The organism is Pseudomonas sp. AP19, from assembly GCF_001728855.1.
GTDB classification, from domain to species: Bacteria; Pseudomonadota; Gammaproteobacteria; order Pseudomonadales; family Pseudomonadaceae; genus Aquipseudomonas; species Aquipseudomonas fluorescens.
The window spans coordinates 12,685-35,691 of record NZ_LXJP01000044.1 but is presented as its reverse complement, the minus strand read 5'-3'; the positions used below and the strand labels follow the sequence as shown (position 1 = coordinate 35,691).

18 protein-coding genes, 2 tRNA genes and 2 pseudogenes are annotated in these 23,007 nt (G+C 52.2%); 13 read left to right on the top strand and 9 right to left on the bottom strand.

Features of this window, described 5'->3' with window-relative positions; genetic code table 11:
* Positions 1-75: 75 nt before the first annotated feature.
* Both gabT and gabD read right to left on the bottom strand, forming a co-directional pair.
* Positions 76-1,353, bottom strand: coding sequence for a 4-aminobutyrate--2-oxoglutarate transaminase (gene gabT, locus A7D21_RS24920; protein WP_069552916.1), 1,278 nt, complete (start codon positions 1,351-1,353; stop codon positions 76-78).
* A gap of 181 nt (positions 1,354-1,534) precedes the next feature.
* Positions 1,535-2,977 (bottom strand): NADP-dependent succinate-semialdehyde dehydrogenase, encoded by a 1,443-nt coding sequence (gene gabD / locus A7D21_RS24915; protein WP_017136690.1) that lies wholly within the window; start codon positions 2,975-2,977, stop codon positions 1,535-1,537.
* A 373-nt stretch (positions 2,978-3,350) separates the two neighbouring features.
* Between gabD and A7D21_RS24910 the strand changes: the two genes are divergently transcribed.
* The 7 genes and pseudogenes from A7D21_RS24910 (at position 3,351) to A7D21_RS34670 (ending at position 9,353) form a co-directional block, all read left to right on the top strand.
* Positions 3,351-3,425, top strand: a tRNA-Arg gene (locus tag A7D21_RS24910).
* 109 nt (positions 3,426-3,534) lie between these two features.
* Complete coding sequence (locus tag A7D21_RS24905) at positions 3,535-5,352, top strand: site-specific integrase (protein WP_069552915.1); 1,818 nt, start codon at positions 3,535-3,537, stop codon at positions 5,350-5,352.
* 80 nt (positions 5,353-5,432) lie between these two features.
* The gene (locus tag A7D21_RS24900) at positions 5,433-6,128 is read left to right on the top strand and encodes a hypothetical protein (protein ID WP_069552914.1); all 696 of its coding nucleotides are present in this window, start codon (positions 5,433-5,435) and stop codon (positions 6,126-6,128) included.
* A gap of 151 nt (positions 6,129-6,279) precedes the next feature.
* The gene (locus A7D21_RS24895) at positions 6,280-6,675 is read left to right on the top strand and encodes a DUF6173 family protein (RefSeq protein WP_069552913.1); all 396 of its coding nucleotides are present in this window, start codon (positions 6,280-6,282) and stop codon (positions 6,673-6,675) included.
* Positions 6,676-6,961: 286 nt separating this feature from the next.
* Positions 6,962-7,579: pseudogene (locus tag A7D21_RS24890) on the top strand (recombinase family protein); the annotation flags it as partial.
* Positions 7,580-7,698: 119 nt separating this feature from the next.
* On the top strand, positions 7,699-8,352 hold the full coding sequence (locus A7D21_RS24885) for a helix-turn-helix domain-containing protein (protein WP_069552912.1): 654 nt from the start codon (positions 7,699-7,701) through the stop codon (positions 8,350-8,352).
* Between the two features lie 116 nt (positions 8,353-8,468).
* Positions 8,469-9,353, top strand: coding sequence for a hypothetical protein (locus A7D21_RS34670; protein WP_083272234.1), 885 nt, complete (start codon positions 8,469-8,471; stop codon positions 9,351-9,353).
* A gap of 248 nt (positions 9,354-9,601) precedes the next feature.
* On the opposite strand, the gene A7D21_RS24875 is transcribed toward A7D21_RS34670, so the two are convergent.
* Positions 9,602-10,081, bottom strand: coding sequence for a hypothetical protein (locus A7D21_RS24875; protein WP_069552911.1), 480 nt, complete (start codon positions 10,079-10,081; stop codon positions 9,602-9,604).
* 254 nt (positions 10,082-10,335) lie between these two features.
* On the opposite strand from A7D21_RS24875, the gene A7D21_RS24870 reads away from it, so the two are divergent.
* The 5 genes and pseudogenes from A7D21_RS24870 to A7D21_RS24850 all read left to right on the top strand — a co-directional run bounded on the left by A7D21_RS24870 (position 10,336) and on the right by A7D21_RS24850 (position 13,059).
* On the top strand, positions 10,336-10,593 hold the full coding sequence (locus A7D21_RS24870; RefSeq protein WP_371859231.1) for a helix-turn-helix domain-containing protein: 258 nt from the start codon (positions 10,336-10,338) through the stop codon (positions 10,591-10,593).
* 160 nt (positions 10,594-10,753) lie between these two features.
* Positions 10,754-10,830, top strand: a tRNA-Arg gene (locus A7D21_RS24865).
* Positions 10,831-11,037: 207 nt separating this feature from the next.
* Positions 11,038-11,846: pseudogene (locus A7D21_RS24860) on the top strand (DNA/RNA helicase, superfamily II protein); the annotation flags it as partial.
* 98 nt (positions 11,847-11,944) lie between these two features.
* The gene (locus A7D21_RS24855; RefSeq protein WP_069552910.1) at positions 11,945-12,787 is read left to right on the top strand and encodes a chromosome segregation protein SMC; all 843 of its coding nucleotides are present in this window, start codon (positions 11,945-11,947) and stop codon (positions 12,785-12,787) included.
* Positions 12,788-12,849: 62 nt separating this feature from the next.
* On the top strand, positions 12,850-13,059 hold the full coding sequence (locus A7D21_RS24850; RefSeq protein WP_069552909.1) for a hypothetical protein: 210 nt from the start codon (positions 12,850-12,852) through the stop codon (positions 13,057-13,059).
* A 383-nt stretch (positions 13,060-13,442) separates the two neighbouring features.
* On the opposite strand, the gene A7D21_RS24845 is transcribed toward A7D21_RS24850, so the two are convergent.
* The 4 genes from A7D21_RS24845 to A7D21_RS34660 all read right to left on the bottom strand — a co-directional run bounded on the left by A7D21_RS24845 (position 13,443) and on the right by A7D21_RS34660 (position 19,794).
* Positions 13,443-16,754 carry a DEAD/DEAH box helicase gene (locus A7D21_RS24845; RefSeq protein WP_069552908.1) on the bottom strand — a complete coding sequence of 1,104 codons (3,312 nt, stop codon included), beginning with the start codon at positions 16,752-16,754 and terminating at the stop codon, positions 13,443-13,445.
* Positions 16,747-17,532: a hypothetical protein gene (locus A7D21_RS24840; protein ID WP_069552907.1), complete on the bottom strand. Its 786-nt coding sequence runs from the start codon at positions 17,530-17,532 to the stop codon at positions 16,747-16,749. Before A7D21_RS24840 ends, A7D21_RS24845 begins: the two co-directional genes overlap by 8 nt.
* 305 nt (positions 17,533-17,837) lie before the next feature.
* Entirely contained in the window at positions 17,838-18,563 is a 726-nt protein-coding gene (locus tag A7D21_RS24835; RefSeq protein WP_141718262.1) for a retron Ec48 family effector membrane protein, read from the bottom strand.
* 25 nt (positions 18,564-18,588) lie between these two features.
* The gene (locus A7D21_RS34660) at positions 18,589-19,794 is read right to left on the bottom strand and encodes a reverse transcriptase family protein (RefSeq protein ID WP_218188700.1); all 1,206 of its coding nucleotides are present in this window, start codon (positions 19,792-19,794) and stop codon (positions 18,589-18,591) included.
* Between the two features lie 1,413 nt (positions 19,795-21,207).
* On the opposite strand from A7D21_RS34660, the gene A7D21_RS36685 reads away from it, so the two are divergent.
* Positions 21,208-21,555 (top strand): KTSC domain-containing protein, encoded by a 348-nt coding sequence (locus A7D21_RS36685; RefSeq protein ID WP_368483944.1) that lies wholly within the window; start codon positions 21,208-21,210, stop codon positions 21,553-21,555.
* Between the two features lie 206 nt (positions 21,556-21,761).
* On the opposite strand, the gene A7D21_RS24825 is transcribed toward A7D21_RS36685, so the two are convergent.
* Both A7D21_RS24825 and A7D21_RS24820 read right to left on the bottom strand, forming a co-directional pair.
* Positions 21,762-22,367 (bottom strand): hypothetical protein, encoded by a 606-nt coding sequence (locus A7D21_RS24825; protein ID WP_069552905.1) that lies wholly within the window; start codon positions 22,365-22,367, stop codon positions 21,762-21,764.
* Entirely contained in the window at positions 22,364-22,936 is a 573-nt protein-coding gene (locus A7D21_RS24820) for an RNA polymerase sigma factor (RefSeq protein ID WP_053253763.1), read from the bottom strand. The genes A7D21_RS24825 and A7D21_RS24820 overlap by 4 nt, the downstream gene beginning before the upstream one ends.
* Positions 22,937-23,007 lie beyond the last annotated feature (71 nt).

Genomic DNA, 23,007 nt, shown 5'->3' with positions numbered 1-23,007 from the left:
GGCCTGAATGTGCTGCACTCGGCACAAAAAAACCCGCCGAAGCGGGTTTTTTCTGTCGATCAGGTCAGTGTCCGCTTACAGCTCGGAGAAGCACTCTTCGATGATCGCCAAGCCTTTGTCCAATTGCTCGTCCGGCGAGGTCAGCGGGACCAGCACGCGCAACACGTTGCCGTAGGTGCCGCAGGACAGCAGGATCAGGCCCTTGTCGCGCGCTTTGGCGACCACGGCGGCAACAGCAGCGGCGTTCGGCTTGTGGCTGTCGCCATCTTCGAACAGCTCGACCGCAATCATCGCGCCCAGGGCACGCACTTCACCGATCACCGGGTACTTGGCTTGAATGGCTTTGAGGCCCGTCACCAAGCGCTCGCCGACCGCCTTGCAACGGTCCAGCAGGTGCTCTTCTTCGAACACTTCCATCACCGCCAAAGCAGCAGCGCAAGCGATCGGGCTACCGGCATAGGTGCCGCCCAGGCCACCTGGGGCGATAGCGTCCATGTATTCCGCCTTGCCGCACACACCGGCCAGCGGGAAGCCACCGGCGATGGATTTGGCGAAGGTGGTCAGGTCGGCAGCCACGCCCATCTGTTCCATGGCGAAGAACGTACCGGTACGGCCGGCACCGGTTTGCACTTCGTCGGCGATCAGCAGGATGCCGTGCTTGTCACACAGTTCACGCAGACGCTTCATGAACGATTTCGGCGCGACGTAGAAACCGCCCTCGCCCTGCACCGGCTCGATGATGATGGCCGCGATATCACGCGGCTCGGCATCGTTTTTGAAGATGCGTTCGATGCTCGCAATGGAGTCGTCATCACTGACGCCGTGCAGTTCGTTAGGGAACAGCGCACGGAACACACCGCCTGGCATCAGGCCCATGCCGGCCGAGTAAGGCACGACTTTGCCGGTCAGGCCCAGAGTCATCATGGTGCGGCCGTGGTAGGCGCCGGTGAAGGCGATCACGCCGGCACGGCCGGTCGCGGCACGCGCGATTTTCACGGCGTTTTCAACGGCTTCAGAACCGGTGGTGACCAGCAGGGTTTTCTTGGCGAAGTCGCCTGGCACCTTGGCGTTGATTTTTTCGCACAGCTCCACGTACGGCTCATAGGCCAATACCTGGAAGCACGTGTGGGTCAGCTTGTTCAGTTGCTCGGTCACGGCGGCGATGATTTTCGGGTGCACGTGGCCGGTGTTCAGCACGGCAATACCGCCGGCGAAATCGATGAACTCGCGACCTTCAACGTCGGTCACGGTGGCGTTCTTTGCCGACTCGGCGAAGATCGGGTGAATCTGGCCAACACCGCGTGGTACAGCGGCTTCGCGGCGTTTCATCAGGGATGCGTTGGTCTTGCTCATAAAGTCCTCATTCGCCACTCATCGGGTGGCGGGGTCCAAGGAATACGTGGCGGGGAGGCAACTACGGCAGCATGCGATGATCGACTGCCACAGCTTTCCCGGCCACTACGAATAACGTCTTGAAACACGCAAAGGGTCAGCGCTCTCGTGCCCTTTGCGTTTACTGCAATCCCTTCCCGGCTTAGATGCCCAGGCAGAGGTATTTGATTTCCAGGTAATCCTCGATCCCGTACTTGGAGCCTTCACGGCCCAGGCCCGAGGCCTTGATGCCGCCGAACGGCGCCACTTCGTTGGAGATCAACCCGGTATTGACGCCGACCATGCCGTATTCCAGGGCTTCGGCCACACGGAACACACGGCCCAGGTCGCGGGCATAGAAGTAGGAGGCCAGGCCGAACTCAGTGTCGTTGGACATCGCAATCACTTCAGCTTCGTCTTTGAAGCGGAACAGCGGCGCCAGCGGGCCGAAGGTCTCTTCCTTGGCGACAGCCGCGTCTTTGGGCACATTCACCAGAATAGTCGGTTCGAAGAAGTTGCCTTCCATGACCTTGCCACCGGCCAGCAGCTTGGCGCCTTTGCTCAGAGCATCAGCAATGTGCTCCTGAACCTTGGCCACGGCTTTTTCGTCGATCAGCGGGCCAGTGGTGGTGCCTTCTTCCAGACCGTTGCCGATCTTGAGTTTGGCCACGGCCACTTTGAGTTTTTCTGCGAACGCGTCGTACACCGAATCCTGGATGTACAGGCGGTTGGCGCAGACGCAGGTCTGGCCGTTGTTGCGGTACTTGGAAATGATCGCGCCTTCGACGGCCTTATCCAGGTCCGCGTCGTCGAACACGATGAACGGCGCGTTGCCGCCCAGCTCCAGGGAGACTTTCTTGATGTCCTTGGCGCATTCGGCCATCAACTGGCGACCGATTTCGGTCGAGCCGGTGAAGGACAATTTACGCACGATCGGGTTGCTGGTCAGCTCGCTGCCGATATCGCCGGCGCTGCCGGAAACCACGCTGAACACCCCTTTTGGAATGCCCGCACGCTGGGCCAGTTCAGCCAGGGCAAACGCCGAAAACGGGGTTTGCGAAGCCGGCTTGAGCACCATGGTGCAACCGGCGGCCAGGGCCGGGCCGGCTTTGCGGGTGATCATCGCGGCCGGGAAGTTCCACGGCGTGATGGCGGCGGTAACCCCGATCGGCTGCTTGATCACGATCAGGCGCTTGTCCGGCTGGTGGCCGGGAATCACATCACCGTAGACGCGCTTGGCTTCTTCGGCGAACCACTCGATAAACGAGGCCGCGTAGACGATTTCGCCTTTGGCTTCGGCCAACGGCTTACCTTGTTCCAGGGTCATGAGGCGAGCCAGGTCATCCTGGTTCTCGATGATCAGCTCGAACCAGCGACGCAGCTTATTGGCGCGGTCTTTGGCGGTCAGTGCACGCCAGGCCGGCAGGGCCTTATCAGCCGCTTCGATGGCGCGGCGGGTTTCAGCAGCGCCCATCTTCGGCACGGTGCCGAGAATTTCGCCCGTGGCCGGGTTATTGACCTTGATGGTTTGACCATTGTCCGCATCGACCCAAGCGCCATCGATAAAGGCTTGTTGGCGGAACAACTGGGTATCTTTGAGCTGCATGTCGGCTTTCCTTAACAGCACCGCGCGCACGCGGAGCGAATTAGAGTTGTTGAAAGGCGCCTTGTGGGCTGCCGTCAGGGAAATCAGCCCCAGCGCGCAAGCATGAGTGAATAGCACGCGGGAGACAGAGCGTTTGAAATCTCAAACGAATCCTAGGATCAATGGGGGTACAGGGCAATAGTCTGTTCGAAAAAAAGAACGAAAACCGCGCATTTGCCGAATCTTTCTGATCATCGTGATTCAACCAGGTTCCAACGTATTGACCACCAGGCCCCGGTGCAGGGCCTCGGTTGAGCAAATTCCTACCTATAAACGGCCAAAGACCGGCATGGACGCCCAAGGGCGACATGGGTATGATGTCGCCCGCACAAGCATCCGTAGCTCAGCTGGATAGAGTACTGCCCTCCGAAGGCAGGGGTCGTGGGTTCGAATCCCGCCACCGATTCCAGTTGAGCTAACTGCCTGCCGGAACATGCTTTTCTGACAGGTAGAGGGTTTTCAAGGCTGGTGGGGCACTGTATAGCGCTTCTAGGTGGGACATCGCAAAGGTGTCACCAATGCCAGCTCAGCCCTGCTTCCTCACTCTCAACCGCCACGGCACCTACTATTTTCGGTTGGTGGTTCCCAAGCCCCTGCGCTCAGCATTCAGCTCTCAGAGAGAAATCCGGCGTTCACTGAAAACCGACAGCCAGAGGCTGGCGCTTCGCCGTGCCCGGCAATACATTGCCCGCTATGAGGCCATCTTCGACAGGATGCTTGCAGTGGTAGAGAAAGACGACTATCAACCCTCGGATGAGGACTATGAGCTGTTTCTGGCTCAGATCGAAAAGGCCGACGCTCACACGGATTGGAGCGATGCCAAACCGTCTGAGGCACCTACCGAGGTGAAATCCCAGCTTTCTGATCGAGAATGGGAAGAGCTGGAGGACAGGCAACGAAAAGCTGCCATAGCTCAGGTACTTGCCGGGCACCCAAATCGACCACTACCTGAGGGCTCTCAGGAGCTCGCTGAGCGCGTTTTCACTGAAGGCCGCGCCTTACCTAGCCGTCTGTTCCGAAAGCTGTTACCGAAGCTCGTAGAGAGGCTGGCGCTTCAACCTCAGCCCCTATCAATACCGGCCCCCACTCAACCCATCCAGCAACCTGAACCTGACGGCCCGACACTGTACAAAATCTGGCAGATGCAGTGGGATAACCAGGAGAGACTGAACAAAGGTCGGCAGAAAAGCGCACGAACCAAAGAGGACGAACAAGGGCATGCTCGCCGGTTGAACATCCTTAGCGGCAACAAGCCCATCAATCGGCTCACGCTGACCGACTTCGAGCAAATTTATCTCAGCATCTGCGACATCCGTCCGAGCCGAGGCAGTGAATTGCCGCCCCCAGACTCTCCGAAAGAGTCAATTTTGGCACAAGGACCTGAAGACCGGCGCATCAGCTCAACCACCATCGACAAGCTCATGACCCGGCTGCGCGTGCTCCATACATTCGCCCACAGAAAAGGGCTAACAGTCATATCACCGGAGCTTCCGGACAAACCCAAACTGGACCACAACCCACCGGGCGCAGAATCGGTGCAGAAGGCCTTCTCGAAGTCAGACCTTCAAGCCATTTTTTCCGGCTATCTCTACGCAGGTGCAGAACCGGAGAAAAGCCGCGGGGTTTATCCCTATCAGTTCTGGCTACCTCTTTTGGGCCTGCATACCGGCGGCAGACTCAATGAACTGTGCCAGCTTGACACTGAGGATGTGAGCGAGAAGGAAGGTATCTGGGTCATCAGCATGATGGACGATGAGCGTGATCGCCCATTACCAAAGGTGCTCAAAAATCAATCGAGCCGCCGAGTCGTACCAATTCACAGCGAACTGATCCGCATGGGCTTCTTGGATTTTGTCTTCCAAGCAGCGAAGGAAGGTCGTGAAAAACTTTTCTCGGACGGACTGACTTACGACTCCAAAAAAGGGTGGGGAAGCCGTGCGACACATTTTTTCTGTCGTTTCCCAAGCCCGAGCACGAAAGCAAGCGGGTATCTATACAAATGCGGCATTCGTGAACGAGACGCAGAAGGTAGGACCGACCGGAAGAACTTTCATAGTTTCCGTCACACCTTCGTTGACATGGCGCGCGAGTCTGGTGAAGAAGCATACCTTGTAGCTCCAGACATCACCGGACACTCAAGGGGAAAGGAAGGGCAGATTGCGAGATATGGAAATGGATTCAACCTACGCAAGAAGAAGGCCGTACTCGAAGGACTGACCGTTCCGGTTGATCTCTCAGGCATCACGTACGCTGATTTTGAGAGGCGGCTCGGTCGCATGCTCAAGAGGGATATTCAGCGTCACCGCGAAGAGCATGGATTGAACCAAACGGAGTGATCAGTGGGGCTTAGCGCAGTGATCAGGATGTTGCGCGTGCACAGCTTTCGATCAAAGACGTAGCAGAAAAGGACCATACTATGTTTCGAGTGTTTGTATTCCTGGCTGTGGTCATTTTTCCGGCAGCCTATGTATTCGCCGACGGTGCTTCTCCATGGGAGCAAGGCCAAGATCTTGAACAGTTCTACACCCAGTATTGTTCGGCACCGAACCTTGAAAAGCACTATTTCCCATCGCTGGATACGCAGCAGTTGGCAACGCTCACCAAGCTGACCTCTGAGGTGTTGTGGGCCGACTTATCGGAGGATTTGGTAGGCCACGAAGGCTCCTCAACGCAGGTTTTTGGCCGACTTCGGACTTTGGGCCACCCTATTGCCCCGGCGTTCACATCTATGCTTCAGCAGGCAGCCAAAGAGCCTATGCGTACCAAGTATGTGTATGCGTACAACACCAACGCGGACCAGCGCAGTTACGTCGTTGATACCTTTGAGAAGTTGGGTAAAAGCGATGCTAAATTTGGGGCTGCAATGTTGACCGTGCTTGAGTGCCGGATCATTCGCAACGTAAAGAGCATGGACCCTTTTGTGGCAAGTCGGGTCGCCCAGGTGAAAGCCATAAAACTTCCCAAAGTCTCAACCAGCTCGGCCAAAGCCAGCTCCAATGGGGGCTACTCCGAACCTGACTGCAGCTGCGGCGGCGGAAATTTTTGTTATGGGCCTCGGGGCGGGCATTACTGCATTACATCGGGCGGAAAGAAGGCATATGTGAAACATTGATAGATAACTTTGTAGCTCAAAGAAATGCTGATCTGCGTCGAGCGTCCGTATGGACCGACTCTGCCGGGAAGACAGTGAAGAGGCTCCTTGACTCACTGCGGCTCGACTACACTCATGGCGCCTAGCCATTTTCTATATAGGGACATACCGAATGACTTCACCTTACGACCTGATGACCCAATACAGTCATCCACCGATCATCGACTTCACCGACCCAAACCATGCCAGCGAATTTTACTGGCGACTTGTAGAGTGGGTTAATGATTTTCACAGAGAGCTTGAAGATGAGTACGAGGTTGGAGGGCAGCTGGTTAGCTTCGGTAACGAAATCACTTTTTCGTTCACTGAACTGACCTATTGGAATCCCTCCCTCATCGGGTTCTACGGCACTAGACCTGATGGCTCACCAGTGAAGCTCATTCAGCACGTTAGCCAGATTAATGTCCTGCTGGTTCGACAGAAGCGCGTTCACCCGGAAGAGCCGAAACGGCCCATTGGATTTGCCAGTTGGGAAGAGTATGACAAGACGGTGGCTGAAAGGGGCTAGAGCGATCTCTCCACTCCCCCATGACGCGCCAGTGAAGACAGCTTCTGGTCGATTCTGCCGGTGCTGACCGGCAGTTCGATACCCGCCTGCCGTTCTATGGACGAATAGCAAGCTTCCTACTAACCGAATGAACGTCGCGAAACAGCCCTCTTGTCACTATCAAAGTAGTAGACGTAAACGGTAGTTCGATAGCGGCTCTCCAGCGGCTATCAAATATCTATTGCTGATAGCCATATGATTCAATTATCATTGATCTATCAAATTTAAGAGTAAAGGATAGCCAGCCATGAATGCCCACCTCTATCTCCGAGCGTCAACGAAGGAGCAGGATGCCAACCGTGCAAAAGTCGCTCTAGAGTTGTTCGCTGCAGAAAAAGGTTTGAGCATCGCTGGCATCTACGCTGAGAACATCAGTGGAACCAAGCTCAATCGCCCTGAACTGCTCGCCTTGCTCGATATAGCCCGGAGTGGAGACGTGCTATTGGTCGAGTCCGTAGACCGCCTCAGCCGCCTGTCACAGGCCGACTGGGACAGTCTCAAGGCCACTATCAAGGCCAAGGGGCTTCGTTTGGTTGTGGTTGATCTGCCCACCAGTCACATGCTGATTGAAGCGAAAGGAGCGAAAGGAATCACGGGGGAGATCATGGATGTGATCAATAACATGCTGATTGATCTGATGGCGACCATGGCACGCCTGGATCAGGAGAAGCGTGTGGAGCGCATCAAACAAGGTCTCGAAAACAAGCGTGCTGCTGACCCTGAATGGAAGCCAACAGGCAAAGGCAGGAACGCTGCCAAATGGGCGGGAGTGCAGTCACTGATGCAAAAGCATCCAACTATGCCTGCTGATCAGATTGCCAAACTCGCGGACTGCGGTGTAGCCACCGTCTACCGGATCAAACGCACACTGAAAGAGACCTCAGCCAAGACTCAGGGGACGGCTGAACCACACGCAATTTCCGTTTCCGCAGTGAAACGAGCTGGCGCCAGCAAGTCCGCAGTCAACGTGCAAGGGGAATGAAAATGGCTGGTAAACAATCGACGCCGGATCAAGCTGCCCAAGCGGTGATACTGCGAGAGGCGGGATGGACTGTCTCAGCGATTGCACAGCGGATGGGTATCAGTGTCAGCACCACCCAGCGCCTGCTCAAAAAGCACAATGCCGTTGTTGGCGCCGGAACTCAGGCGCTGATCGAGAAAGCCAGGGAGGAGCTGCTGACAGCGGCATTCTCATTGGACGCAGTGCAACAAACAGCGGCTTCACTGGTGGTTGAGGAGCTGGCGCTGAACCAGCAGATCAGGACCAAGCTAGCGAACGCTCTTGAGATTCTTGATCCGGCTGACCCTATTGCTTTCAGAAGCCTTGCAGCAGCATCCACTGCACTCAAGCTGACGCAGGATGTTACTCGTCGGTCTCTCCCTCTAGAGAAGCTGAATCAAGCACTCGACTTTGAAGAGCTTCCGGAGTTAAAGATTCACATCATGACTGAACGTGATGTTGCAGAAATGCGGGCACAGCAGCGCCTAGAAGAGGCCGAGCGCGACGGGAACCTTGAGGGTGTCGAGGATGAGCTAGAAACAATGCGATGGCTCGACAGCAGGCGCATAGCGCAGCTACAGCAGCAGGACGACGATGATGTCGTCTGTGAAGGCTTTGATTCAATCTTGCCCGGATGATGACCGGTCAATCGTCAAACCCTTAGAAAACAGTAGAAGTATCGAACACCCTGGCGCCATCCAGGGCATATCAAAAATGAAAATCAGCCCTCCGTAAGGGTGAATCGAGCCAGCCGATGACAGACAAGCAGCCGTTGGTTAACTACACGGTGACGCCTCCGAAGCCCAACTGTATCGGGCCATCTGATACAGACCGGGCTGGCTCGCCGCTAACCACCCTCTCAAGACTGAGCGGACCTTTTCCAAAATCCGCGCCCCAACAGATAGCAGCGAAACAACGCTGCACGCCAGCCAGTGCGGGGGTCTTGGCTACTTTCTATACGTCCTACGTTAGGAACCTAGCAGTATTAGGGAAATTACAAGCAGAGAACAAAGATTTAGAGCACATAGATAAGCTACAAGCTAACAACGATCACCTTCTAAAACTGGCTCAAAACTATGCTTCTTGCATATCCCTTCCGGATTGGAAAAGAAGGTTGTCCGCAGACACAAAACGAGCGTTCAGCTTCCTTGGATTCATGCTGTTACCTGACGCTCAAGCGTTTACATTCCGACTCGGCCACGAGGTCGCGGACGCTGCCTTGTCAGCCAAGAAGGGTCCGACAGACAACCTTTCAACCCTCATCAAGTCCCTTGGGGTGAAGGACCTCGCTTTTGTCGTGGAGTTTGCTAACAGTGAAAGCAAAGAGAACCACAGTTTCCACATACACGGTGTAGGTCGATTCCCGCTTGGTCTGACTCTCGAAACAATTCAAGAGTTGCTAGCCCCGAAGCAAAATTTGAAGTCAGCCAAGCCGGTAAAAGGCTATCGGGAGCGTGGGAGCAACAAAGCCATTGTCGTGAATGAGCTTAAAACCCCGGGGGGCTGGGCTCTGTACAGCTCGAAGGAGTTCGACTTTACCGCCCACTGCCTGCAATCCAATCCGGACTATGCAAGCCGCTCAGCGACCAAGGCCGGGCGAGAACTCTATGAGTCTATGAGAACCTGGCTGACCTCTTAGCTCGACTATAGGACAGGCTAGAGCCCCTCGAAGGCTCTTTGAGGGCCGCTGGCGCGACGCTTGAGCTTTGGTATTGGGGGTAGCTAGATGTATGTTTGCGCATGTAGAAGGCTGGACGAAGCCGTTTCGTATGCCTCATCCCGCAGGAGTTCAATTGATAACCATAGCTAAGCCGCTGCTCTGAACGGCTTAGCTTTCCGGGAGCTCCTTAAGCCCACACTGACGCCATGGGCATAGCTAAACCACCATCAGTCAAAGCTGTACTTAGTACAGTTGAACGCCAAGACCTCGCCATCAAAACCACGCAAGCAAGAAACAATCTTTCCGCTCTTCAGATAGTACCGGTACTCAGCCATACCATTAACAGAGGAAGGGTTCACTGCAACCTTAGTAGACCTTGCCGTAAGTTTCTTGTGCTCACTTTCTGCATACTCTTCCATGCGCTTGTTCTCCCGATCAATTTCCCTGGCTCTTTCTCGGCGGGCTTCTAATACAGGATCAATTTCTACCTTAGGAGCAGCATAGACCTTGGGTGTAACCACGTCCTCATCCTCTGGCATGATATAGAGATAGCCGGGGCAGACGACCACTATCATGAATATCATCATCCAAAATGAAGACGTACCATCCTCACTCTTAGCTTTCATTGCCCCGACAATGGATGCAATGAGCATAGTCAAAACGCCAACGGCACCCATCCCCCACAAAAGCATCTTCAAGAAAAACATACGCCCCCCAGTTATGTATAGTTACTTCATCAATCCGTCCAATCAAACCGCAACGACCCCTACAATCCATTGAGCATGACAGCATTGCTCGTAAAATCCTGATTTCACCAGTTGAGACCGCCTGCTCGAAGTTGAGCACCTGCGCCGACAGTGTGGCAAAGGCAATCCTGCAAGAAGGGACAATCTGAGACGCTCCTTGTCGGGCGAAGTGCCCCGACTAGCGAAATGCTAATCATAGTCTGTCGAACCATAGTATGCAGGCAATCACATTTGCAAGCATGACTATCAAACCTCAAGACTGCCCACTCGTTGCTGTGTTTGCAGCAAACGTTCGACGCAGGCGCTCAGAGCTTGGCCTTTCTCAGGAGGCACTGGCTGAGCGCGCCGGAGTTCACCGCACCTACATTGGGATGCTGGAACGCTCGGAAAAGAACGTCACTATTTTCAACATTTGGAGGCTTGCCTCAGCCCTTGAGGTCGAGCCGGATGCCCTCCTAAAGCAACCCTCCTGAGATGGACAAGCCGGAACAAGCTTGCAGTCAGCTGGCTATGCCCGATACCGTAGGAGGACATCAACCACCCCCATCTAGGTGTGACACTGCCCACGATTGCTTTGGGAACCTCTAGCAACTGGACGCCCCCCCATCAGATGGGTATGATGGCGCCCGCGTTGCACTCGTAGCTCAGCTGGATAGAGTACTGCCCTCCGAAGGCAGGGGTCGTGGGTTCGAATCCCGCCGGGTGCACCATATAGCAGTCTCGGGCTGTCTCAGACAGTCTACGAAACACCCCAAGAAGCCCGCCCTGTGCGGGCTTTCTTGTTTCTGGCTATTCATCCCTGCCTACCCCTGTAACTTCCCGCCGTGTATGCCTTGAGCTTCCTATAACTGGAGGCATACAGGAAGTGAAGCACATTGAAATCAAACGCCGCCCCTTAGCAGACACCACACTTGCAGGGCGAGAAGACGTTGGCACAGCACATGGCGGATGCCAGCAAGGGCCTCGGCACGTTCGATGTGCTGAATGGTTTTGAGGACGCTGCCGCCCTTTCTGAAGCGCTCAAGGCCCGAGTAGCCAAATATTACGGCACGCCCCTCACCGCTTCCTGCACGCATTGTGTGCGCCAGGGGCAATGCTCAGGTGGACAGTGATCGTGCGCCGCACGGTGGAACAGTTCATCACCCAAAACCTACCAGCCTCGGCCAGTGGTCAGGCGCAGCGTGCCGCCCTTCGCTTCGGCCTCGCAGCCGCCGCCGGAGAGTTGGCTACCGCCTTTGGTGTTACCGGCTGGCCGGATGGCACAGCCACGACCGCCGCTCGGGTGTGTCTGCATGCGTGGCTAGCCGAACGTGGCGGCGCCGGTAACTTCGAGGGTGATGCGATCTTGGCCCGGCTACGCCAAGTCATCGAGCGATTTGGAGAAAGCCGCTTCACACGTTGGGATTCTGCCGCCGCCAAGATCGATGAGCACGGGCCGCGCACGATTGACCGGTTGGGCTTCCGCAGGACGCTGGAACACGGCATGGGCGACGCTCTGCACACCACCAACACCTATTACGTACTGCCTGAAGCCTGGAGGACCGAGATCTTCAAAGGCATGAACATCAGTGCGGTGAACAAGGAGTTGCTGCAACGCGGCGTGCTTGAGCCGGGTAGTGACGGCAAGGCCTACAGCTTGATCCGTCTGCCAGGGTTAGGGCCCCAGCGCTGCTACGTGGTGAAGACAGTTCCAGGAACGGACGAAGGCGAGGCCAAGGCCGCCTGACGGCGAGCCTGCTGATCGAGGTAGCGCCGGCTCATTACCGGCCTTGCCAGCCATTCGACAACCATCCCTATTAACCGCAGTACCCAGAGACAATACAGATGAACACTATCCAAGAATTGAAAGACCGCCGCGACCAACTGACCCTCGAAGTGGAGAGCATTCAGGGTGACCTGGCTCCCTTCGAAGAGGCGCTGGAAAGCCCGGAGGTTATCCAGCAGGGCCGTCAACGAGCCGTGCAGGATGAAATCAACGATCACAAAAGACGCATCGACTCGCGAAATCTGGAGATCAGCAACCTGAATCAAAAGATTCATCGCCTTGAGAGATTGGCAAACCGTGAGAGCTTGGCTGCGGGATATCTCAGCGATATGGCGAACAGGAAAGCCGACGAGATGGAGCTCAACGAAAAGCGCAGCAGCATCGAGACCCGGTTGCAGCAGGTCCGCCAGAGTGATCAGGAAGACATGGCAAAGGCTCGACAAGCTGAAACGGACGCGGCCACCGCTTATGCACAGGCTGTCGCCTGGGGCGATGTAGAGGGCGAAAAAGCGGCTAACGCAGAAGCTCAAAAGGCAGCAAAAAACCTCACGGCTGCGGCTGAGCATCACCGCCGCCAACAACTGCTCATCACCGCACTGGAGCAGGAGCTGGTGACGATTGATCTGCATATCACAGAGGCACAAAAGGAACGCACCGAGATCGAGAATAAAGCGGCGCATCTGGCGAAAACTGTGCTGGAAGAACAGTGGAATGAGGCCGCCAAAACACTGCTGGAGACCGGCGGCAAGCTGTGGGCCGCACGCAACCTGATTAGTCGTGACCCGGTTGCACTGATGAAGCTGGATATCCCTGAACTGGGCGAGCACTTTGGAAGCTGGACCTGGCGAGAACTCGCGGCTCGCTCGCACCAACACAGCCTGATTGATCTATTGGCGGCCTAGCCTAAACCTTCCCGTAGCAACCGGCGAGGACTGGTTGCTTCGGGCCTACTAGCGGTCCAGACATGAACAAACCACCACAGAACAGCGTACAAACGCCTGATTATCTAAAGGCCCGAAAGCTCCATTTGAACGGGATCATTCTCACCATGGCCAATACGACAAAGCTCAATTCAAGAGCAAACAAAGCCAGTAAAGTCGAGACGCTCACGATTGACGCAATCAAGGCGGAGCTGGATTTCATTGACCTCCAGCTCAAAAGAAAGAGCAGTTGATGAAGAAGCGGAGGCTTAAGCAGCCTTCGCTTCGCAGATCCTCCCATTACAAGCAAGGCTTCAGATTTTTTGGCTTCTGATCTGTGGCGGCTGTGGGCTTATGACTGCTTTCGGCCGATTCGGTTGAAAAAGTCGGCTTCGGTTTCCACGGCAGAAAAGTTCGCGTCCGAGATTGAAATCTGTGTTTTGGGCAGAAGATTCACGACTCGGATTTCACGTAGCAGCACGCAAAATAGGTGTTTTTACCTGTCAGTATCCGAGCGTTTTGGACAAACCTACTTTTCCAACAGAATCCACCAATAGCTGCCATTCGTCACCGGCATCAGTCAGCCAGAAGCTGGCTTGGATATCCAGCTAGGAGAGGAAATGCAGACATATGAATGTTAAAGATCCACCATGGCCAAGGCTTGAGTGATACGATCCACTACGTCACCGAAGCTTTCACCATCTTTAAGCACGCCTGCATAGGCTTCAATACTCTGATACTTCCGATGCAACTCCCTTCTACCTAAGCGCTTCTTACTTATTTCGCGCAGGGCCACTTTCTCAACGCTATCAAACCCTTCCTTAACACACAAGGCCAAACAATTTAGGCCGACAGGTGATTCAAGTCCTTCAGCTCTATCAACGGTAATCGCCCTAAAAATCTGATTAGGAAGGCCAAATATATAAGAAAGCTCAGGAATTATCCTCAAAACAAACTCCCTAACAAACTCGCATTTTCCGACTTTTTTGATTGGAGTACCGGTCGAGACCTCAATGCTAGCTAACGTATTACCTGCCATCCAGAGTTCTAGTAATGGAAATATTATTTCAGCAGCATATCTCCCTTTTGAGGCATCATCTTTCAGCGCCTTATAGTCGCCTCCTAAAAAACCTTCCAAAGTCTCCTTTCTAATAAGAGTTAGAAGTAGTGTAGGTCGGAGTTTTAGCCAATCGCGAAGCCATTGATACCAAGCTTCGGTAGTTGCCCAATGATTGACATTTTTAGAAAGCGGCTCACCAAGCTCTCGAATTATCCCTGCCGATATACCTGATGCTGCTGCCAATCGATCAGCCCAAGTGGGAACTTGAGAGGTATCTAGATTCAAGTTCCTAGACAATATTGCCGATTCTATCCTTGATGATATCCATTGTTGATCGCCTTTTTTCCTAGCCCGGAAGGCCGAGAAAGAACGTTCAATAGTCGCACGAGCTGATATATTTCGCTCCTCTTGATCTTCGTCAGAATCAACCGGTAACCTGCTCAAAAAATAGCTCGCCACACCAGAGAGAGGTAACACCTCACTATGTATCTGGTCGAGAATTGCGGTGAGAGGGTCATCAATAGTCAAGCATTGATCGCTTTGAGAAAATATCGATCTTAAATCCATCCAGTGATTATGAATACGACTAGTGCTATTATCAAAGTTAACAACTTTACTCGGCACCACCAATACAAACCCATAGGAACTATCGCCAGCTCTACCGGCCCGCCCTGCTGCATTGAGAAGCTCATGAGCCTCCAAACGTTGCATAGCATCAGCTTCTTGGTCAAATCTGCTATCGCCACTAATAATGACCACTTCACTGGGAAGGTTCATTCCCTGCGCAAGAGTTGATGTCGCCACTAAAACATTCAGCCCATCTGCTCGCTTAAAAAGCGACTCATGCAAATGTCGCTCCATAGCTAGTAAAAGCCCGTGATGGCAAGCACTAGAGGACTCCAGCCTACCTTCATCCGAAACTTTTATATAAATATGCTCTTCGCCTCCAAACTCATCGACTACCATCTTGAAAAGGCGAACTTCTTCATCAGTCAAAATACATCCAGGAGACTCAAGGTCATCTGAGATCTTTTTTGACGCGCTATTCGCAAGCGGTATAGTTTGCGTGAAGACTAAAGTCTTTATTTTTTGCCTAGCCGTTGACGTTGCAATCGTAGCCGACACCTGATTTCCATTAGGCGTTAAATACCATTTTTTTCCCTCTGTAACGGTGCCTGTTGATAGCTGGACGGATTCGCTAAGAACTGGCATTAATGCGTAATCTTTACGACTTGCTGAGTGCCAAGTTTGGTTCAAGCAAAAAAAACCGAAAGGTTGTACGAACAGCTCTCGCTTCAATGAGGCAGGCGCATTTATATTCGTCACCTCAGACCTGACGACTTTTAGGCGTTTTTTTAGTTTGGCTATTTCATCACCAGCATAAACCACACACCCTCTTACTTGACGAGTAGGCTTCCATGTCAACTCCAAGGGCAAGCAAGGTCTTTTAGTTAGTTCCGAGACCCAACCTGCTATCTCTATCGAGTTTTTCATCATTGCCGACAATAAAAGCAAATCGGCGCTAGGGGCTACGGATGTAAAATTTAGGAGGCAAAGCATAGAATCTATAGACCGCCGACTATGATCTGCGTCCCTTGGGTGCAACAAATGGCACTCATCAAACACCAACAACCCTACACTTGAGAATATGTCCGGATCAAAGCTTAACATTGCCAGACATCTTTCAGGCGTCATAACAGAAATAGCCGGAAGTGCGTCATTCTCCAAATCAAATAACAACTCATCTAAAATTTCTCGCTGAACCTCTGCGTTTGGAAAAGTATTAGCTAGAGCCCTAGTTGTTTGATCGACCAATGAAAGCGTCGGTGCCAAAAAAACCACCTTTACATTACGCAGCAAGGCGGTAGCAATTTTTAATTCGGATAGAGTAGACTTTCCTGCCCCAGTTGGAAAGCTTATAACCGAGGAAACACCTATTTCTAAATAACCTGAGGATATAGCCTTTCGATGATTCTTCCATAAGTATGGCCTAATTGACGCTATGCCTTGCTTCATAACATCCCATTTAGTTGAGTCAATTCCTTTTGGTGGCTCTGTATTTATAATCCCCGATGGAATAAGGTGGTCCGCGACCATCGCTAAAAGTGATGCCAAATGAAGTGGCCCTGGAAACACATTATGTACTGGGTGGTTTCCAAAACTAATTAAACCATCAATTTCATCGACACATAATTCCTTTACTTTATCGAAGACCACTTTCGAGTCATGGTCTATCAAATCAAATTCATCCTCAGTTCCGAGCAATGATGCCGCCATCGCGCGGACCCCATGCAATAGCATGTAATACAACGACTCTACCGCTTGCCCCATACTGTCAGCGCTCAGAAAGTCTTCTGTGCTGGGCACACGCATAGCAAGTATTTTCAGAAGATTTCCATTCGCCAAATGGTAAATTGCTTTCAGCAAAGTGGCCTCAATAGACCCCTCAACCCTAACCACAATATTTTTTGCTGCTTCGGCAGCGTCAGAACTTGCTTCTGCAATCAGAAACAACAAAGTTGCAGAAACCTCAGCAGATACGCCATACGCATTTAATGTGCTAAATTTAACACTTCGTGAAATTAACTCTTGAGCAAGAAGTATTACATGATGAGCAGAGCCGGCAACGAAGGCTGCAGCAACTCGGTTTTCCATATTTTCTGAAGCGGAAACTATAGCCTCGTGAGAAAAAGCAAGGCGCGTCATTCGTTTAACTATTTCAGTAACCTCATCAGGCAATCCCGCCCGCTCCGCTCCTTCACGTAAGCAAATACGAGCAGAAACTATTGATGCGTAAGCCTCAGTTAGCTGTTTTGGTAACTCAGTAAGATCGAGGCCATCCAATTCTGGAGCACTATTAATCAATTCTACGGTATCATTATCAAACATGAGCAGCCACCATATTGTTAACGTGAGCAATCGATTTCTCAGCTAGCGAAGACATCCAGGGGCGCAGATGCTCTATATAAAATACTTCCCCGCCGCGCTTGCTCACCTTACCGTCAATTACTTTATCGTAGTCTTTAAAAAGTTTAACTCGCCCCTTGCTCGTAGAGTGATATTTACCAACCGTTATGCTAACGCGATAATGTCTAATGTTTTTCCATATTATGTTTTCGATCGCGAGATCAGGATCAACATTTCTATTGGTTTCCAATAACGCAACGACTTCAGCAACTAAAATGTTCTCCTTATCTCCTTGGTCGAGCAACCTAAACTCTGGCCACACCAAATCACGGACAGTTTTTCTCGCATCATCCGTAGCCTTGTCTTCAAATATAGTTGCAGCAACAACTTCACCCCCGCTCAACTCAAGGCGGAGCCCATCGAATCCTTTCAAGGCGTGAATCATTTGAGGCGGCCGGATAAGTGCGTTCGGATCGGCTTTTTGGGCAGCTATCCACGATATCACTTGGAAGATCCAGCCATCTCTATGCCAGGGGTCTTCACCAGCAGGAACCGTAAGTAAGCCTATCGCGCCCTGAGCGGCACTCGCCCTCGATGCCGGCGGCCCAACATTCGTTCCCGCTATGATTTTTTGGACGTGTCTAGACTGGCCCATAGCAACACGCGCTATCTGCTCTGCGAGTAGATTTTCGTCGGTGATTGTCCAGACTTGGCCATGACAGAGGGTTGGATGGTCGTAGTATTCCAGTGAAATCGGCATGTTCGTCCTTGTTAGCTAATCTGGCGAAAGCGGTATGCATGACGAGGTTGGTCAACCTTATCAATATGCCATCATTGGTGGACAAATTTATGGCCTCCCTCCACATTAATCATCACCAATATTTGGAATAGCTGTATGCGGCGTCCAATTAACTGAGCAGGCCCTACTTTGGTGGGGTCGATCTGATGACTGATTTTGGCCGATTGCTGCCTCTCATGAAGTGCTGCGACCGGCAAAAAGCAGATACCCAGCTGCGGCCAGGAGATTAGGGCTTTAGTATCAAGTTAAATTTGCTTTCACTATTCCTATCTGTACATACGGGGCTCAAGCTTAGTTCTGGCATCACCTCCGCAGAAAGACTTTGAAATTGAGTCAAGTAACGAAAGCACCTGGCTTTCAATTTCGTAGAAATCTTTCTTTGGCATAAACTGAAGGTTAAACCCAATCCCTTTTAAGGTACTGATCATTTCTGCTTGGTGATCCTTGTAAATAAACGGACCCTTTGTAGCTTTATATGAGTTAAAATTAGAGTCAGAAATAACCTTATTCACCTGACCGATAAACTCAAAGTAAGTCTCAGACAAAGACATATCACCACGTCTTGAGTTAGAATAAATAAGGCTGTATATTTTATGAGGATCAAACGAAGATATTGAAAGCAAGTCTCTCTTTCTGACCTCCTCAACAAAAAAACTCTGAAATAGCGATAGATGAGATATGTGATTTGTGAAATATGAAGACTTTAATGTAGACAAGTAACTGAGCAACGCAACAAAAATTGCACCGACCGTTGCAATGAGGACAATAAGATCCAGTGTCGACTTAGCAACTGCAAAGGCCGAGCTATAGTTCTCATACAGACTTATAAAGCACTTATTAGAAAAACAAAGTGGTAATGAGTAAAGCTGACCAGCAAAAAAAATCGTAACGAAAACCGTCAAAAAAATACAAAATCCTATCATTCCGATCGAAGCGAGCAAAATAATTAAGTATTTAAAATATGGATGCTGACCTAAAAAAGCACCTCTCATCTTTCTACTGTATGACACTACAAACCTATACATGCTTATCAATTATATCCTCACTTTCCGGCCTCAACCTTTTCAACTTTGACCTTAACTGCTTGGATGTTATGTCATATACACGATTTAAAACTATCAACCGTTCCATAACCCGATGAAATCTAGACTTGTACCAGTGCGTATGCCTTTTCGCATCAAAGTCTTTTTCCAAGCGTGCAACCATATCTTTAGCCCGATTCACATCGCGCCTTGAAGGTAAAGGCTTAATAGAATTCAGTCGTGCAAGAAGCGGTTTGTGTTGATTATGGCCGACTCGAAGGAGCTTATTTACCCTGCCCATGCAGCGATTATAATCATGCCTGTAGCCGTGGGTAGTTCGATAACCTGGCTGGTCTGCGAGGGACTCTAAGTTGCGAACGGCTGCTCTAATCCTGCCCACCTCATCAGCAGGAAGTCGCGGAGTATTGAAACTAACTCTCAATCCATGAACGGTTAATGGTTCCGTTGAGGTCCTGAATACTCTAGTCTTACTCTCGTTTATAGGTAGGTCTTTAGCGGTCAACATATCGCTAATAATTTTGAGCGCATACGTAAAATCGGTGTTTAGCGATTTTGACGACACAGTTATATCGTCTACCAACCTAGTATATATAAACCCCTTCCTATTGAGCCGCTCGACAACATCGCCTTCAACATCATACAAGCACAAAGATGCGATGTAACTTGATGTTAAGCCGCCCTGGACAAGATGTGAGTTGTGGCAACACAAATGGGTAAGAATTCTAGACACTTCTTCATCATACTTAAGAAAATTACTAAATATAGAGAAAACTATATCCTGATGAATATTATCAAAAAAACTCGACACATCCACTTTTAAAAGGCTTTTTGCACCGCAGTGCCTTCCTGCGCAAGAAACATAATCCTTACTATCATACGCATCATTATTTTTCTGGTTTGGTACTGAACCGTATATGAAGTGCGGCCAACGAATTACGTAGTGATTTGAGAAAATTGCAATATTTATTCTTTTTTGGAGCTTTCTTAAGAATCTGTGAGGATTGTAAATAGGACGACTTATCCCACCTGCTTTTTTAACATGCTCTTTTTTGGTATATCGATCCTCTTGACTCAATGTCATAACAGAAGCAAGAAACTCATCCGTTACGCGCAGGAGTTTGCATAAGTTTTCGCGACTACTAACAGAGTTTTTTGAGATTTTTAGTGGGTTTGCAAGCACGATAGCCAATCCATTGGATATAAATGTGAGCCATACCAACCCATAACATAGGGTAAAGAGAAAGATGTTGCGTTCATCGAAACCATCCGCTGAAAACCACCATCTTTCTCATGGTAGGCCCACCGTGAAGCACTCCAGCGGGACGCGGGGGTCGGAGACTGCCGGGGCCCTCTCCTCATCAGTTCAATACTTTCGCATTGAACGCTCATTACTGAGCTAACCAGCGGATGTTATGTCTCGATTGCGGCAAATAGGCGATACGCCCATGCAATTTGAAAATACACCATTTTCTTGGGTAAGCAACAGATTTGTGATTTCGAAAGGCCACCTACTGAAATGGATTACCAGCTCAGCAGTTTCTACCCTTCGCCGCAGTCGGTTTTCGTTCGCAATTAGGAGTTCTATGCATCGCTTTTAGAAAGACGCTAGCGGTCGTGTCGGCAGCCACTGGTGGCCTAGAGCTGTTCGTCGCTCACGCTGACTTGTCGATTTATTCCTAAGATTTAGGCGACGATTCGCTAGCACAGCAAGGTAAAGCTTTGCGGTGTCATGTCAGTCTGTCGCAGATGCTCAGTTATGTGCGACATGACATGCGATAGCTGTGGTTCTGAGGCGGATTGGGTGCGACTCAGATACGCTCGCCATTACTCAGGGCAGGGATCTGCAACCGAAGCCATTCATGCCTGCCACGAATTCCCGGACATGGCCGGTAGCGGCCCTAATAAGCGAAAGCCCTAGGCCGATTACTCCCGCCTTAATCATCACAAACCGCTCCTCCAGAGCATTCATTGATGTAACACCTATTTGCCATGTAACACGTATATCGGCAAACCAGTCACAGCTATGTAACACCAAATAAATCATTTAAAATCATATACTTATATAGAACCGTAACATGCGTAACACCCGTAACACGGTTTTATTAGGACATCCCCCTAGCCCCATTAGTATTGCTCCTCCAGCGATGTGAGGTCGATCATGCTCTTGGCTTTGGTTCGATAGTGGGGCCCCTGACGCATTCTTGAAGGTACGGGGTAGGAAACCCGCGTGATCGTGTCAGCGGAAAGGTGCCCAGCTTAGTGAACAGGTGAACCGGGTGAACTGCTGTTCACCAGTGCATTTGCCCTATGAATCGAAAAGCCGCTGGGGACCCAGCGCATTTCGGATAGATACGGGGCATAGAACCCGCGCGTTCGTGTTAGCGGATGGATTTTTTAAGTTGGTTGACAGGTTGACGTGGTTGACACCCATCACCATGGTTGACGCCATGCAGGTGTTCACTATCAGCAACAGATACAGCCACCTTTACCGAAGCTGTAACGATGGCCCTTTTTCTTCAAGATCCTTTCAATTTCAACGATTGAAATTTCAGTAACTTCCGGCACCTCCCACTAACTCGATCCCGCGGGTTTCATGCCCCGTGCTGGAAGAAAAACCTCAGGGTCCCCAGCAGCTTTTCAGCACCGCCCACCTTTTGGACGGACGCAATGGCACCGCCGAACGAAACACCGACTAGTATCAGAACAGAGAACGTTATCAATCAGGGGTAGGGAAAGCGCTATGGATATGGTTCGTGTCAACTCGACGGCGATCACAGCTGTCGGCTATGACCCAGCTACAGGCAGGATGAAAATCACGTTCAAGCAAGGGCGTACTTACGACTACTGCCGCGTCCCACCTAACATCCATCAGGGCCTAATGGGGGCCGGCTCGAAAGGTACTTATTTCGATAGGATGATCAAGGACCGGTACCAGTGCTAGACCTGGGCATACGGACGTATTTCATGCCAGATGCACACCCAGCACGAGGGGGCGTGTATGCCCCTGTGTATGCCTAACCGAGACACCACCACAAGAACCCTTATAAACCGGGCATCTTACCGCCCAGTTCAAACGACGCCGGGGCACCAGACACACACAAAAACGCCCCAGGCCGAAAGACCTGGGGCTTTTTTGTGGGCGGCGATTTAACGCTTCTGCAACGCCTCCAACCGCGCCGGCAGGTCTTCCTCGGGGAAGCGTTCATGCAGCGCCAGCAACTTCTCATCCGCCGCTTTGGTTGCTCCGGCCAGGCGCAGGTTCACAATTTCCTGCAAGCCCTCCTCCAACGACGGCAACGCCACCGGTGCGCGTTTGCTCAGTTTCACTGCTGGTGCATCCGCCATCGAGCTGGCGACTTCAGCCTGAACCGGCGGGGCGGCGGCCATGCGGGCCATAGGCGCGGGTGCGGGTGCGGGTGCCGAGAAGGCTTGCGGCGCCAGGCGTGCAGCTTCTGGTTGGGGCGCGGAGAACGTTGTTGTGGCCACTTCCTGGTGTGGCACGGGCGAGCGCATCACTACGCCGATCATCAGGGCCACACCGGCGACGGTGGCAAATGCCATTTGCCAGCGCGGGCGTTGGCAGGCGTGCAGCCAGCGTTGCCACAGGCTCGGCGGCGGCGGCGCCGGGGCTTCGCGGCGGGCGGCGGTGAGGATGAAGGCGTCGAGGGACGCAGGCGGTTCGCCGGTGGTGTGTTGACGAAAGTGTTGCAGCAACACGTCGTCGGCATCATCGGGGTGTCGGGAGTCGGTCATGCGGGTATCTCCTCGGCCAGCAGGCGGCGCAGTTTCTGCTGGGCGTAACGCAGGCGGCTTTTTACGGTTTCCAGCGGGGCGCCGGTGAGCGCGGCGATTTGCGGCACTTCGAGGTCGCCGTGCAGGCGCAGCAGGAAGACTTCGCGCTGGTCTTCGGGCAAGTCTTGCACTGCTGCGTCGAGGCGCGCCTGGTCGCGGCTCAGGCTCAATTGCTGCTCAGGGCCGGCGCTGTCGTCGGCCTGGGCGTGCAGTTGCTCGTCGTAGCTGTCATGCAAAGGGTTGTGGATGCCGTGCTTGCGCCAGTGATCAATCAGGCGGTTGCGGGCGATCTGAAACAGCCACGTGCGAAAACTCGCCCGCCCCTGTGGCTGGCTGCTGCTACGAATCAGGCTGAGCCAGGTTTCCTGGTAAACCTCTTCAGCCAGTTCGGCCTTGTTGCTCAGTGATACAAGAAACCGGTACAGGCCTTGGCGATGCCGCGCGTACAAGGCCTCGAACGCGGCAGTGTCACCGGCTCGGTAACGGGCCAGCAGCGATTCGTCGCTGGGTGAATCATCTGGAACGACCATGTTAAGTGGCGAACTCCTTTGGAGACGTTAAAACCGTTCAATGGTGGGAGCCGGTCAAGCCAGCTCCCACC